The 15,100-nt window shown below is 58.3% G+C and carries 9 protein-coding genes; 6 read left to right on the plus strand and 3 right to left on the minus strand.

The window, feature by feature from the left end; all coding sequences use genetic code 11:
• The first annotated feature begins 98 nt into the window (after positions 1 to 98).
• From ACSQ3E_RS19000 to ACSQ3E_RS19010, 3 genes are read left to right on the plus strand one after another with little or no spacing between them, the layout of a single operon-like run.
• A complete protein-coding gene (locus ACSQ3E_RS19000) occupies positions 99 to 1,640 on the plus strand; it encodes a recombinase family protein (protein ID WP_436123881.1) in 1,542 nt (513 codons plus the stop codon).
• Positions 1,637 to 2,530 (plus strand): plasmid partitioning protein RepB C-terminal domain-containing protein, encoded by an 894-nt coding sequence (locus tag ACSQ3E_RS19005; protein WP_436123882.1) that lies wholly within the window; start codon positions 1,637 to 1,639, stop codon positions 2,528 to 2,530. The genes ACSQ3E_RS19000 and ACSQ3E_RS19005 overlap by 4 nt, the downstream gene beginning before the upstream one ends.
• Positions 2,527 to 3,429, plus strand: coding sequence for a plasmid partitioning protein RepB C-terminal domain-containing protein (locus ACSQ3E_RS19010; RefSeq protein WP_395449426.1), 903 nt, complete (start codon positions 2,527 to 2,529; stop codon positions 3,427 to 3,429). The genes ACSQ3E_RS19005 and ACSQ3E_RS19010 overlap by 4 nt, the downstream gene beginning before the upstream one ends.
• Before the next feature lie 475 nt (positions 3,430 to 3,904).
• Here the strand turns inward: ACSQ3E_RS19010 and ACSQ3E_RS19015 are convergent, their stop codons facing one another.
• Entirely contained in the window at positions 3,905 to 4,393 is a 489-nt protein-coding gene (locus ACSQ3E_RS19015) for a hypothetical protein (RefSeq protein WP_395449427.1), read from the minus strand.
• A 260-nt stretch (positions 4,394 to 4,653) separates the two neighbouring features.
• Between ACSQ3E_RS19015 and ACSQ3E_RS19020 the strand changes: the two genes are divergently transcribed.
• From ACSQ3E_RS19020 to ACSQ3E_RS19030, 3 genes are all read left to right on the plus strand, one after another.
• Positions 4,654 to 5,406 carry a thermonuclease family protein gene (locus ACSQ3E_RS19020; RefSeq protein ID WP_395449428.1) on the plus strand — a complete coding sequence of 251 codons (753 nt, stop codon included), beginning with the start codon at positions 4,654 to 4,656 and terminating at the stop codon, positions 5,404 to 5,406.
• Positions 5,407 to 6,179: 773 nt separating this feature from the next.
• A complete protein-coding gene (locus ACSQ3E_RS19025) occupies positions 6,180 to 8,216 on the plus strand; it encodes an ATP-dependent nuclease (protein WP_436123900.1) in 2,037 nt (678 codons plus the stop codon).
• Between the two features lie 6 nt (positions 8,217 to 8,222).
• Positions 8,223 to 10,208: a UvrD-helicase domain-containing protein gene (locus tag ACSQ3E_RS19030; RefSeq protein WP_182575969.1), complete on the plus strand. Its 1,986-nt coding sequence runs from the start codon at positions 8,223 to 8,225 to the stop codon at positions 10,206 to 10,208.
• 384 nt (positions 10,209 to 10,592) lie between these two features.
• On the opposite strand, the gene ACSQ3E_RS19035 is transcribed toward ACSQ3E_RS19030, so the two are convergent.
• Positions 10,593 to 12,788, minus strand: coding sequence for a hypothetical protein (locus ACSQ3E_RS19035; RefSeq protein ID WP_436123883.1), 2,196 nt, complete (start codon positions 12,786 to 12,788; stop codon positions 10,593 to 10,595).
• 300 nt (positions 12,789 to 13,088) lie between these two features.
• On the minus strand, positions 13,089 to 14,873 hold the full coding sequence (locus ACSQ3E_RS19040; protein WP_182575972.1) for a DUF262 domain-containing protein: 1,785 nt from the start codon (positions 14,871 to 14,873) through the stop codon (positions 13,089 to 13,091).
• Positions 14,874 to 15,100: the final 227 nt, after the last annotated feature.

Here is a 15,100-nt window from a genome sequence, read left to right on the forward strand (position 1 = left end):
CCACCACCTCCGAACTGTAGTGTTGGTCGGCTGCTTTCGAGACAGCTACAAGAGTGGAGCGTACGCATTTGAAAGGGCGTAACCGACCATCGCGGACGGTGAGAGGCGGCAAGGTTTGGTCTAACCGTGCTGCCGCTTATGTGCGGATGTCGACCGACCATCAGCGCTATTCAACTGAAAACCAGCTCGCCGCGATCAAACGGTTCGCCGAGGCTCGGGACATCGAGATCGTGCGGGTCTACGAGGATGCTGGCAAGAGCGGGCTGAACCTGGAAGGTCGCGACGCATTCCAACGTTTGCTCGCCGATGTCGAACGCGGTGCCGCCGACTTTGGGACGATCCTGGTCTACGATGTCAGCCGCTGGGGACGCTTCCAGAACGCAGATCACGGTGCGCACTTGGAATTCCTGTGCTCCCGAGCCGACATCGTTGTCCATTACTGTGCGGAGCAATTCGAGAACGACGGCAGCATCGGATCCAACCTGTTGAAGACCGTGAAGCGGGTCATGGCCGGAGAATATAGCCGCGAACTCTCCGTGAAGGTCTTCGCCGGCCAATGTCGCCTTAGTGAAAAGGGGTATCGCCAAGGCGGGATGGCCGGCTACGGTCTAAGACGGCTTCTGATCGATGAGAACGGCGAGCCCAAGGCTCAGCTGTCGATTGGCGAGCGCAAGAGCCTTCAAACCGACCGCGTGATACTAGTCCCCGGACCAACCGAGGAAGTTGAGACTGTCCAGCGCATCTATCGCCTCTTCGTAGACCTTCGCATGCAAGAGGCCGAGATTGCGGCCCGGCTCAACCGGGAAGGGGTACTAACCGACCTGGCGCGGCCTTGGACGCGCGGCACGGTCCATCAGGTTCTAACTAACCCAAAATACATCGGTGACAACGTCTTCAACCGCGTCTCCTTCAAACTCAAAATGCGCCGAGTGGTAAACCCCAAGGAACATTGGGTGCGCGCCAGTGGCGCGTTCGCGGCGATCGTCGACGTCGCAACCTTCAATCGCGCCGCGAAAATCGTGGAGGACCGATGCCGGCGGCTCGACGACGATGAACTCCTCGTCTTGCTCAGATCGCTTTTGGAGGCCCAGGGTTCCCTTTCCAGCATCATCATCGATGAGCGCGAGGACATGCCGTCGAGCAGCGTCTACCGGAATCGCTTCGGCAGCCTGCTACGCGCCTATCGCTTGGTTGGCTACAGCCCGCAGCGGGACTATCGCTATATCGAGATTAATCGGCGCTTGAGGGGCATGCACCCGGACGTCGTTGCAACGGTGATTGACGGCCTGCGCGCCGCCGGCGGCGACGTCCGAGTCTATCCCGAAACGGGGCTAATCGACGTCAACGACGAATTCACAGCCTCGGTCGTCGTGGCCCGCTGCGGTGAGACGCAAGCGGCTTCGCCGCGGTGGCGCATTCGGCTCGACACTGGACTCGCGCCCGATGTCACGATCGCCGTCCGCATGGACCGAGGCAACGTATCCCCGCTCGACTACTACCTGCTCCCGCGTCTCGACATGACCGAGCCGAAGCTTCGCCTCGCCGAGAGCAACGGCCTGTCCTTGGACGGCTATCGCTTCGAGACGCTGGAGTTCCTGTTCTCTCTTGCGGCTCGAGCCCAGTTTGAGGAGGCGGCATGACCGAAGCGAAGCACACTCATGTAGAGATGATCCCGATCGACCGGATCGTCGTCCTGAATCCGCGCGCCCGCAATCGGCGTAAATTTTTGGAGGTGGTCGAAAGCATCAAGACGGTCGGGTTAAAACGCCCGATCCGCGTCAACACCATGATCGGAACGGATGGCCAGCGATCCTACGGACTCGCCTGTGGCCAAGGGCGCATGGAGGCCTTTCGTGAGCTCGGCCAGACCGAGATTCCGGCCATCGTCAAGGAGGCATCGGAGGAGGAATGCTTCGTCATGAGTTTGGTTGAGAACTGCGCTCGCCGGCAGCACCGTTCCATCGACCTTCTCCAAGATGTCGCGACACTGCGCACGCGCGGCTACAACGACCGACAGATCGCGGAAAAGATTGGCACCTCGCCGGAGTGGGTCAACATGATGGCCACGTTGATCGAGAAGGGTGAGCAGCGCCTTATCGAAGCCGTCGACGCTGGAACCATTCCCATCTCGGTCGCTATTGAAATCGCTCGCGCCGATGACGAGACCACCCAGAAGATGCTGGCTGAGGCCTACACCGAGGGTAAGATTTCCGGCCCCCGTCTAATAAAGATGCGGCGCCTGATCGAGCAGAGGGCGCGGCGCGGCAAGCACATGTTCACGAACCCTTTTGGCAAGAAGCTAGGTAAGGCCAGGACGTCCGAGGCCTTCGTCCGCGTCTTTCAGCAAGAGGCGGACAAGCAGCGCCTGCTGGTGAAGAAAGCCGAGGTGACACAGACCCGCCTACTCTTCGTTGTGGAAGCCTTGAAGAACCTGCGGGCCGACGAGAACTTCGTCACACTCCTGCGGGCTGAACGTCTCGATACCTTGCCGAAGGACTTGGAGAACCGCATCGTAGGAGAGGCAGCATGACAAACGTTGAAACCTGGGCGCGGATAGCCTTCGAGCCTGAATGCGTTATCGTGGCGATCGACACCCTCCTGCCTGTCCGGCCGCCTCGGGCGTCGGTCAAGGCAAGCCACAAGTATCAACAGATCCGCACATCGGTAATCGAGATCGGGCTGGTCGAGCCCCCCGTGATCGCTAGGATCGATGGCAATCCTAACAACTATCTCCTGCTCGACGGCCATGTCCGTGTCGAAATCCTGAAGGACTTAGGCGCGACTGAGATTGAATGCCTCGTCTCGACCGACGACGAGAGCTTCACCTTCAACAAACGTATCAGCCGGCTCTCCGCTGTTCAGGAGCACTCCATGATCCTGAAGGCGATCGCCCGCGGCGTCTCCAACGAGAAGATCGCCCGGGCGCTCAGCCTCCATGTCAACAGCGTGCGGCGGAAAGCGACCCTGCTAGACGGCGTCTGTCATGAGGTCGTGTCGATGCTGAAGGACACGATGTGCCCGATGGCCGTGTTCGAGATCCTCAAGCGTATGAAACCGCTGCGCCAGATCGAGGCGACCGAGCTGATGATTGCTGCGAACAGTTATACGTCGGCCTACGCCACCGCGCTTCTCGCCGGTACGCCGACCAATGAACTTGCTGGCGAGAGGAAGTCGAAGAAGGTGCGTGGGGTCACACCGGAGGCGATGGCTCGTATGGAGAAAGAACTCGCCCGCCTCCAAGAATCCATGGCTGAGATTCAGGATACCTACGGAAAGGAGCATCTCCAACTGACTGTCGTAAAGGGCTATCTTAGCAAGCTGCTCCGCAATCCGCGCGTCGTGCGCTACCTTCTTCAGCACCGACCGGAATACCTTGAGCAATTTCAGGCGATAGCCGATGTCGCCTCCTTCGCTGATCAGGCGGCATGATCCATTTCTCGTGCCGCTCGTGGCAATATCATTAGCCCCTCTCGTGGGGCAGCTTTCAGCGTGGAAGCCTTTTATTCATGATGCAGCTTCCATGCCCAGAAGGATTTCAGCTTACTTGAGCAGCCACATTGCGTGATCTTGCATCGTGACCTTCTGGCGCAACCTGGCCTTGAGGGAGGCTGGAGATGACCGTTCGTGCGGCATCGGACATCCGTATCAGACGCCCTTCAATATCCCCCAGATCCATAGCCCGGTTGGTTGCCGGCGGGTAGCCTCGCACGCCAAACATATCGAAGTCGCAGGCGTACGAGGGCCAAGCTGTTTGACGACTGGTGCGACGCCTGGCCCGTGTACCTCAACTCCAGACACCCCTCCCGCGCAGCGGGTCGTCCACGACCTAAGGGCGTTACGAACATGCAATCGGTTCCTGCAAGCTGCCGTCCGCAAATGCGCCGTTCTTGGTCCGCGCGCCTTGTCAAACGTACTTTGACGGCCACCGCCAATCAGTCTGCGCCTTGCCATAGCAGTTGGTGTCGTAGGTAAAGCGACCGGACGCGATCTCCCGACAAGCCCAGACAATCTGACCGTACGCATTGTAGAAGGCATCCCAATCCGCACCTTGATAATAGCTTGGGCGATAGCCTCCTCCACCTCCGCAATCGTTGTTGGCGCACACCGCCACCGCTGCGCCAACCGCTGCGATAGCGACGCCAGCTGCGATCGCGTTGTTTTGGTTGTTGACCATGTCTACGCACTGGAGGGCCGAGACCGACCTACTTGATAGCTCGACATAAAGCGCTTGCTTGAACTGTGCGTCATTCGTGGTGACAAAAGACCGGCACAGTGCCGATGTGCTTACGGCCTTGGGGTTCTTACTGAGCGCTTGTTGGGAGGTGGTACACGCAGCAAGTGACAGAGCGAGAAGCGCTGCCACAACAGCGGCGTTTTGCCGAATAGTATGCATTTCGAGCTCCCCAGCCCCGATAGTACGTTAATCAAGCTATCGATAAAACAGCTCTTCGTGAAGTATGGAATCTTGCGATACTTAGGCGGCTGAGCGAAGATCTAGGCAGTGCATGTGATGTGGCCCTACGTGGCCAGTTGCACGACCGTCTGGAGGGGGCTTTGACAGGCTGGGAGAGCCGACCGTCAAGAAAATTGCCGCAGCGGGTGCGTCAGAGGCGGCGCAAGCTACCCTACGCTGTGCGAAAACTGGTTCCAACGGTGGCGATCATCGGTGGAATCTTCGCCTATCAGGCCGTCGAGCGAAGTGGTGCTCAAATTAGCCGCATGCTCGACAGCGTGGGCTCGAGCGTTCCGCGCCCGGCTGAAACAACCATCCAAGGCCGCGCCTCCGTCATCGACGGCGACACTATCGAGATCGCTGGCCAACGTGTCCGCTTCAACGGGATCGATGCCCCGGAGAGCTCACAGCGCTGCCAGGATGCAAAGGGCGTGGAGTACGCCTGCGGGCGCATCGCTGCGAAGGCGCTTGACCAATTCTTGGCGAAGTCTCGCCCGGTCAAATGCGCGTTTGTCGAGTGGGATCAATATGGTCGCTTCGTCGGCAACTGTATTCGCGCCGATGGCAAATCCGTTGCCGGTTGGCTAGTCGAGAGCGGCCACGCGCTCGATTGGCCGCGATATTCTGGGCTCGAGTATGCTGGCCACCAAGCCGCAGCAAAGAATGCCAAGCGCGGCGTCTGGCAGGGGCAGTTTCAGAACCCATGGGACTGGCGGGCAAACCATTCTGGAGACATTGCGCCAACGGCTGTGGCGCCGAGCCCGAGCTTCACGTTCCTAGGCTCATCGTCGTGCGACATCAAAGGAAACATCAGTTCAGAGGGCGAGCGCATCTACCACACCCCGGGTCAAAAGTTCTATCGCCAGACCAAGATTTCCGAGGGAAAAGGCGAGCGGTGGTTTTGTTCAGAGGCAGAAGCCAAACAAGCTGGCTGGCGTAAGTCCAAAAGATAACCCTCAGCATGTCTTGACGGAACTCAACCGCAAAGCGAGGATGAACCTAAATCCGGGGGGATTTCGTGAAATCAATGCTGCAAATCGTCCTGCTAGCGCTTGTCGCGGGCTGCGCAACTCCACCATCCAATATCAAGGCTGTCGCGTCCGATGGGCGACAGTGCACCCAGGCCGACCGCGATCGCTTGGCCGACATCACAGCGCGCCAACAGCGCACCGCTAACAAGGACGCTTGGGGCGTGTTCATGATTGGTGTTCCGCTCGGGGGCGACGACACACACGAACCAGAAATTGCCCGACTGAAGGGACGCTGCGGTGTTAGATAGTCAACCTCCTGCCTTGTTGCTTACGAAGCCAATCTCCTACTTCTCGGCGGTGAAACTCACGCTTCTTGTCATGCTAGCTTTGTTGGCCTTGCTCGACCCTGCGTCAGCTCATGGCGGGGGCTGCCGTAAGAGCTCTCCTCCCGGGCAATGCTGTCACATGGACAACAGCCAAGGGTCGGTGCATTGCCATTGATGGAGACGGCTGTCCTCGCGGATCGTCAAACCAGAGCCCCGAAGTGCCTCATGCTTTCCCGGTAGTGCAGGTGGATGTAGAAGTAGTCCTGGTCGCGCGGTACGTCCGCAAAGATATCCTGCTGCTACGGCGGTCAACTACGAAGCGCTACCCGATGCAGCTCTCCCATTCTTGCGGTCGATGTCCTTAGTTTCTCTAGGCTGGACAGCATGATAGGCTAAGTAGCGGAGGGAACGTCAACGTATATCGCAGAAATTCGAATTGAGAACTTCCGGCTGTTCGGCGTTGACGACAAGGCTTTCGTGCTGCCGCTGTCGCCGGGACTTACGGCTTTGGTCGGCGAGAACGATGCTGGCAAGACCGCAATAATTGACGCGTTGCGGCTGGTGCTCGGTACACGCGACCAGGATGTTTTGCGGGTCGATTCGGTCGATTTCCATCAGGCGACACCCGGTGGTGCGCGAGCAGATGAGATCGTTATCCGGCTGACTTTTCGAGGCCTCACCACCGCCGATCGAGGCGCATTCGCCGAATTCCTCACCTATGAAACGATAGCCGGCGCGACCGAAACCGCGCTCACTGTGACCTGGGTCGCGAAACGCAACGCCAAGGAGGGCAGCTCGCGCCGGGTGTTGCCGCCGGAATGGCGCACCGGCGCAAAGGGTGACGGCCCTTTGCTTGACCCAGGGGCACGATCGCTGCTGACGGCGACGTATCTGCGGCCCTTGCGTGACGCCGAGCGGGCACTGAGCGCCGGGCGCGGATCGCGGCTGTCCCAGATCCTCCAGCACACCAAGGAGATCCGCGAAACTGGAAACCCGTTTAACAAGCTTTCCGATCCGCCTGACGACCCGGCTACGCTGAGCGTGCTGGGCCTCGGCGACTATGCGAGCCATTTGTTCGGACAGAGCCAAGGCATTAAGCAGGCGCGGAAGCGGCTCAACGACGAATATCTAAAGCCGCTGTCGTTCGCGAACGATCTTCTGCACGCACGGATCGAAGTAGCGGGCGCGCAGGACGACAGCCTCAGGCTGCGACAGTTGCTCGAGAAGCTCGAACTCACATTGACCGCCTCTGCCGACGCAGAAAGCGAGCACAGCCGGGGACTTGGCTCGAACAACCTACTGTTCATGGCGTGCGAGCTGTTACTGCTAGCCACCGAAAGTGACGGCTTCCCGCTATTGCTGATCGAAGAGCCTGAGGCGCACCTCCATCCGCAGCGGCAACTGCGGCTGATGTCGTTCCTACAGGAACAGGCGAAGAAGCAGCGTCCCGACGGACAGCGCATTCAGATCATCGTCACGACGCACAGCCCCAATCTCGCATCGGACCTGCAGCTCGACAATATTGCGCTGATAGAGGGTGGCCGGGCATTTCCGCTTAGCAAGGAAAAGACGAAGCTCAGTGCGTCCGACTATCGTTTCCTTGAGCGCTTCCTCGATGTCACTAAGGCGAACCTATTCTTCGCGCGCGCGGTATTAATCGTCGAAGGGGATGCCGAGAACATCCTGCTTCCGGTGATCGCGAGGCTGATTGGCCGTGATTTCCACCATCATGGCGTGTCGGTCGTCAATGTCGGCGGCGTCGGCCTTGGTCGGTATGGTCGCATCTTTATGCGCGAGAATACTGACCAGGACGGTGTCATCGGCATCCCCGTTGCTTGCGTGACCGACATGGATGTGATGCCCAACAACGGACCGTGGATCGTCGGCAAGTTGAAGGACGGCGAGGATATCCCAGCGCTTCCGGGATCGCGCCGCAAGTGGCGGGTGAAGGATGATTTCCCGGGCGACCAGCTGGAACAGCGCCGAGCGCAGCGAAAGGCGAATGCGTCGGGTCAGAAGGTAGAGACGTTCGTCGCCAATGAATGGACGCTGGAATTCGACCTCGCCTTCCATGGCCTCAGCCAACATGTCTATCGGGCGGGCTCGTTGGCACTAGCCGACGACCGCTTGAACGCCGGAACAGCCAACCAGGCGGCCATACTCTCAGATGCCGACGCAGCCTATCAGGCGCTGGTTGATGCGGGTCACGATCTTCCGACGCTCGCCTTGCACGTATACGCGCTGTTCGAGGCCGATGGTGCCTCTAAGGCGATCGGCGCGCAACATCTCGCCGAACTTCTGGAGGAGGCGATAGCCGACAATAGCCTCGATGCCGAAGGACTGCGTGCGTTGCTCCCGCCTTACGTCGTTGCCGCGATCGCGCACGTCACCGGACCGTTCGTACCCGCGCCCGTTGGCGGCGAGGCAGGTGAGCCAGGCCGGGCGCCTACCGCGGCGCCGGTGTAATAAACGATGTTCGACGATCTCATTCGAGAGGAGGATGTCGCCTGGGCGGCAGCGTTAATGGGACTGGGTCCTGACGGGTTCGCGCCGGTCGGCGACGATGTCAGCCGACTCCAGGCGATGCTACGGCTCGACACTGTCGATTTTGAGGCTTGTCCGGGCAGCGGCAAGACGACCTTGCTGGTCGCGAAACTGGCAGTTCTGGCGATGCGTTGGCCACACCGTCAGCAGGGCATCTGCGTACTGTCGCACACCAATGCAGCGCGCAACGAGATCAGCGCGAAGCTCAGCCATTCGGCGGCGGGGATCGTGCTCACACGCTACCCGCATTTCGTTGGCACTATCCACGCGTTCGTAAACGAGTATCTGGCGCTGCCCTGGCTCCGGTCGAAGGGCACTGAGGTGCGCTGCGTCGATACGCAGATCGCGCTTGCGAAACGCTGGAGTCTGTTACCGCAAAACCGGCGCTGGGCGTTGCGGCAGGCCAACCTCAGCGAGACCTGCCTGATCTACGAGAACATCGATTATGGCGGCGGTCAAACCGGTAATTTCGGACCGCATACGCCAACCTACCGGGCGATCGTCGAAGCGCGGCGCACGTCGAGCGAACAAGGGTATTTCTGCTTCGATGAGATGTTCCTTTGGGCCAACGAGCTGCTTGACCGGCATCCGGAGACGGTCTCGACGCTGCGCTGGCGCTTCCCGCTTGTGTTCGTTGATGAGGCGCAGGACAATAGCGAGGCACAGTCAGCGCTGCTACACCGCCTGTTCTGCCATGGCGACGCGCCGTCACGTCGGCAGCGATTCGGCGACTCCAATCAAGCGATCTACGGCAGCCCCAGCCAGAGAGGCGCCACGTCTGACTTGTTTCCAGGCGCCGTCATACACCCGATGCCCCGCAGCTACCGCTTCGGTCAGGACCTCGCGGATCATGTGAAGGGATTGGGGGTGACGCCGCAGGCGCTACTTGGCGCCGGTCCACCGGATCTCCTTGGCGTTGATCCCAAAGCGCCGGCGATCTTCCTGTTCGACGATGGGTCGGTACAGGGCGTGCTGGCGCGCTACGGCCAGCATCTGCTGGAGAGCTTTGACGCAGCCGCGCTCGAAAAGGGCGTGTTCACAGCGGTGGCCGGGGTGCACGAGCTTGGCAAGGACGATCGGATCCCGCGGGCACTCGGGCACTACGCGCCGAGCTATGACCCGGTATGTGCGCGGAGGGAGTCCGCGCCGAGCAGTTTCGTGCAATATCTCGCGCGGGCACGCTTCGAGACGGCGGGCAGTGGGAACACGGATAGGTTGGTCAACGCGACGGCGGCGGCGCTGCTTGCCGCGAGCGAGCTTGCCGGCGGCACCCATGGATACGGTTCGCGGAAATCCCCACATCGCCGCGTGGCCTATATGCTCGGCGACAGCGACGCGCGAGCCGATTATCTCGCGCTGCAGGAAATCGTCCTGACCCATCAGGGCAACCTTAGCCCAGTCATCTGGATGGCGGCACTGGCGCATGTCGAAGGGGTGGTCCGGCACCTTAGCGGTGCGGCGGCATTAGGCGGCGATGTCATCACTTTCCTAGCTCCACCACAGCCGGAGGCCCTTGCCGAGGGCGGACTCGCGAACGGCGCGCGCAGTGACAACTTGTTTGTTTATCCGCCCGACGCGCCGCAGCTACGCATTCGTCTAGGCTCGATTCATTCGGTGAAGGGCGAAACGCATACTGCCACGCTGGTGCTCGATAGTTTCTATCATAACCACCACCTCAGTGAATTGAAGCCGTGGCTGCTAGGAGCGAAATCGGGTGGCTTTTCGACGAACCGCAGGGGCCGGCAGGTCTCCGAGGGCGCGCGTATGCACGGGCGGCTCAAGCTACATTATGTTGCCATGACGCGCCCGACTCATTTGCTGTGCCTAGCGATGCGGAAGGATGCCTTCGTCGAAGACGAGCTCAACACACTAACGAATCGGGGTTGGACGATCATTGACTGCACAATCGCGTAAGTGTGATCGCAGGAGTGAAGCAATAAAGTCCGATACTGCTGCGCGGATGTTTAGACGAGTTCTGCATCGCGAATCGATCGGCTCAACCCGATGTCACGTCAACCTCATCGAAGCTCAGCAGAACTTCACTGCAAAGCAAATGAGTGTTCGTTTTACCCACGGCGCTAAGCAACTCTGAAACAGTTAAATGCGGGCCCCATAAAGCCGCGTTTGAACTCGAGCCCGTTCCTGTCGCTTTCAGTAGTTGCGTGGAGCGCCAAATACGCGACTTGGGTGGTGCTCTATTCACCCTTGTCTATTCTAATATTTGACCCGATCGCGGGGCACCCACGATTGCCACGGCCGCCATCCTTCCTGCTTGACTGCAAATGCAATAATGGCGGCTTACGATAAACCTGGTGCCTTTCCGGTCCTTAGATCCTCCCAGCTAACCACCAGAATCATTTCCGATCCGCTGCTGTTGCTAAATAGCAGGACTTTGTCGGTCACATCCTCGACTTCCGGAATCCAGGGCATTGAGGGAAGGCTTCCTATGGAGATTTCGCCGCCTGCGCCAACGCAGATACAGGGGTTCTTCTCTCCACGTTTGCGGGCGGCTACGATCTGCTGTTCCAGCCAGTCCCAATCATGGCAAATCGGTGCCACGGGTGCCAATGTATGTGCAAGTTGTGGGTGCCAACTATCGACGATCCCGGGGATTTCAGTCAGCAACTTGTCGATCAGCAGGTCCGCCCTCAGCTTGTCGATCGCGGCCAAAGCGGCATCCTTCCCTTCGCTCAAAGGCACCAGATCGCCAAAGCTTGCGGCTATGGCCTTGGTGGCAGAGTCGGCGTCCCGGCCATCGCCGGTTGCCGCTACAACAGACCATTTCAGCCAGTCTCGCGCCCTCGCCACCGCCAGTACGCGAAGGGATGCGACCTTAGGATTGTCCTGCCTTGCGTCGAACTGCCAATCGAAAATGGCATGAGCCTGCCAGCCGGTCGAGAATGCTGCGCGCATCAGTTTCTCGTCTTCACCGATGAAGGCCCGCAAGATCCAGTCAGCAAAGGCCGAAACAGACGCAAATGCCTGTTCTCCGGTTTCGGATTGACGCACGGCAATGGTGGGCGGAGCCTCATCCAAATCTTCGGCAGACAAATATCGTAGCGCTACCTCCTGCAGTATACCGGCCATATCAACCTCAGCCCAAAATGTACCAGCTTGCAGTAGGCGTTGTTGCTCTGGCTCGGCATCCGCCATCTGGGCGGAGAGTGAGCCAAATCGGCCGAGCAGCAATCCCAATCTGAACAAAGCAGAAAAGGTCCACTGACCGTCGGTCAGCGGTGGCGCCAACGCGATCTCGTCGAGCAGAAGCACGCCGAGGATTGGATGGCGCCAGTCCATGCCTGGCCTGGCGCAGCTCGACATAAAATTCCGCATTCGGTCGACATGGCGAACGGCATCGCGCGCATAGTCACCCAACACGCCCCAGAAATCGACCGAAACCGGCATGATGTGCCGGTCCAGCGTCAGCCCCGGACAACGCCAGCGCTCGATGTTCCTGATGCTTTCCCAACCTGGGGTCAGAGCCCATTTTGGCGAGCCATATCCTTTCAAATACTCGACGGCAGCGCCGCCGTCACATGATAGCCAGGCCCAGGATGCCGATAGTTCGGCCGCACGATCGCCCGCCAGGATGTAAGCCGATATCGGCGAGCCGCTGTCCTCCAGAAACCCTTCGCTTTGCGCCCTCTGTAGAAAACTGAATGGGTTCACGACACCGGCTAGGATTAGATAGGGCGTATCGGCCATCCTCGGATAGAGGTGGTTGTAGGCCATGATCACAAAGCCAGAGCCCCCGGAACGCTCGGCCTCGCGGACCATCAGACTGGCAGCGGTCGAGCAGACCGCATAGATATTTTCTTCGTCCAGTTCCGGTAATGGTGTGAAGGACAGTGTTGCCGTCACAATTCCATTGGCAGTAAGTTTTTTTTGACCGATCGCGCTCCAGGCGGTCGGAACATGTACGACCAGGCGCGGGCCTTCTTCGCGATCCTCGAAGCGCAGACACAGAACGCGGCGCCGGGACCAACTGTTTAGTCCGGTTACGGCATGATCGAGAAGCGTCGAGAAATTGCGCGATACGATCACCATCATGACATCGTTCGCGCTGGAGAAAGGCGTGTGGTTCAGCGCCTCATGCTCATAGGCCATGATTTCCGTCACCGCTTCGCGGGCGCTGCCATCCTGATTCTTTATCTCGAACAGAATGAACTGTGAGGTCTCGCGCGCACAGTAGAGCAGATCGACAAAGAGTCTTTCTCCTTTCTCGCGAGAGATGCTGCGATTATTCTTGCTGACTAGTTCGAGGGTGTGGAGCGCTCCCAGCACATGCAGGGCCGCCCTGAGATTTCCCAGCCGCGTGAGATAATCGATGGGAAAATGCGGTTTAAATGCGGGCGATTCAGATCCGGCCAGCGATTCACGGACATTGTCAGCGCCTATGATAACGTCTGACAATTTGCCCTGCGCAATGACCGATTCAAGCCAGTCCTGAACCTTCTGCTCTTTGTCGAACTTCTGTTTTCCTGCCTGCGCCAACCGGCACCCCTCAACTCAAAATATGAATGCTATGAGGATCATTTCTGGAGGGCAATGTCCCTCAGTGGAGTAACTGTGCTTGGGATGCAGTCAGTCGGCAAAATCCCCCAGTCGGCCACTCGAGGCTGCTCAAAATGTGCATTCGGACCGTTAACAACTTTTCTCTATGACCAATATAAGGCCGTGTGCCGATCATCGGCTGCCCCCGTCTAAATCTGTCGCTCGAACGCAGACTATTGGCACTGATAGATCGATGACTGCCGCACCCCCGAGCGCGCTTCGTACTAAGTTCATGCACGTTCATGGTAAGGGCCAGTACTCGACGGCCAACTCAGCTAACTGCGATGACCGTGTTTCGACTTGTTTGAATCTGAAAGCCGGCATGGATGCCAGATCCTGAGTGACGAGGATGGAGGACTGCTTGTAAACCGCCTTCTTGGCGGCGAAAGGATTGTTCGAAGCCGTAATGTTCAGTTCACCCGCGAAGAGGGTCAGGTTGCCGATTCGGGACACGAGGCGCGGGTGGAGAACATCGATCTTCTCGCCCAGATAAGTGGTCCAGTCACCATGCTCGCGCTTGGATTTGGCCGTCTTTATTTTCTGAGGAATAATGTGCTCAACATGCACGTCTTCTGCTCCAAGCACAGCTAGCTCAGCATGCTTGCCGTGGTGCCTTATTTCGATCTGCTCCAGACAGTACCGCGCACGTTCGATGATGTTGGACGTGAAGTTGGCATTGGTGAATTCGTGTTTAAACTTCTCGTCGGTTGGGCAAGCGTCTCGATAAGCCTTTTTTGTGGCGACCAACGGGTTCGTGGGCTCCACTTCGCAAAGCCGGGCAAAGAGCGTCTCGGTTTCATTCGAGCGCTCACGGCAGATGTGGCGACGGAGAACAAAGCTTTCGGTGAGCTTGAGTATCTGGACAAAGGCCTTATCAGCGATGCCGCCAACGCGCAGGTGCATCAAGAAGCCATAAGTTTGAGCAGACTTTATCATCCTCAGATTGCGTAGATGTCGATCGATCTGCTTGTTTCCGGTTTTCACCAGCACCAACTGGCCAAACACTTTCGAGCTGACGACGAGGCGTTCCATGAACTTGGCGAACGGAATCTGCTCGCCGTCCTGCTCAGGTATCTCAACGTCGTCGATTTCTGCTTCTTCGTTCGGTTCCTCTTCGTCCGTCTGTTCCTCATCTACATAGAGATGCCGGTCGGGTAAGGCCTTGGCCTCAATCACTTCGTTCATGAACAGCGTCTTGAACTCGCGAACGACCTGATTTTTAGTTATCCGCCTTTGAGTGGAGGAAATCAGGAAGTATCTGAAGAAGCCGTCAGCGTCGGTGCCGTCGAGGTAGGAGATAAGTGTAGCCCACTCTTTCCGCGCATGCTGGAGTTGAGAGGCACCAAACCTGGCGGCGTTGCCGAGGACAAAATTCTTAATTATGTCGGTTGGACTTAGCCTTAGCCCGCGATTGTTGATTGTCTCAAAGAGCTTGAAGGCATCCTTCGCGTCGCTCACATCCAAGCGTACAACGAGCGCCTGGTTTTGAAGCTTAAAGGAAAACGCTGTCAGCTCTTCCATGGACTTTTCTGAAAGCCACTGGCGAATATTCAAGAAGGCCTTTGCGAGATGATGGTTCTGGTAGGCGTTGCAATCGATCTCTGTCTTCGTTGCCAGATCACGGAATTCATCACCATCAAGGGTGTTCAGTGCAATTTTGGGTACGGGCGTCCCGCCAGGGGCTTTCGCGGTGAGGAGTCGAATAACATCTCGCGCCTGATCTTCATCCCCGTCTTGAAGGAAGCGCTGTCGAAGACACTCCAGCAGCACGCAGATCGTTGATAGCCGCTGCTGTCCGTCGACGAGCTCCAGCTCATTAATTCCGGGTGTGTGATGTCCTGTCAGACATACAATGCTTCCTAGCAGGTGTACGTCCGCGCCTTCTAAAAGGTCAATGTCCTCAAGAAGCTCATAAACATGACGATCCCGCCAAGAGTACCGGCGTTGGTATGCCGGTATAACAAACTGCTCGTTCGCAGAACCCAGCAGTTGGTCAAGCTTCAACGCCGTAGGCGCAATTTTCATGAACGGCCCCCCAAATCTCTAGCATCAGGTCGTTTGATTGACCACTCTGCAGTGCCAACTAAATCGCTTGTGCCACAACACGTCTAGTGGCTATCGATGATGTAGGCTTGGATCTATTGGTAAGGTCATGCGGCGTTGGTATCCGCATTTACACTGGGAATGATCGGCCGCTTCGCTCGGCCTTGCTGTTTCTGGACTGGAAGCGCTTCAGATGCGTATCCGTTCTG

Source organism: Aminobacter sp. LjRoot7, from assembly GCF_964252895.1.
GTDB classification, from domain to species: domain Bacteria; phylum Pseudomonadota; class Alphaproteobacteria; order Rhizobiales; family Rhizobiaceae; genus Aminobacter; species Aminobacter aminovorans_B.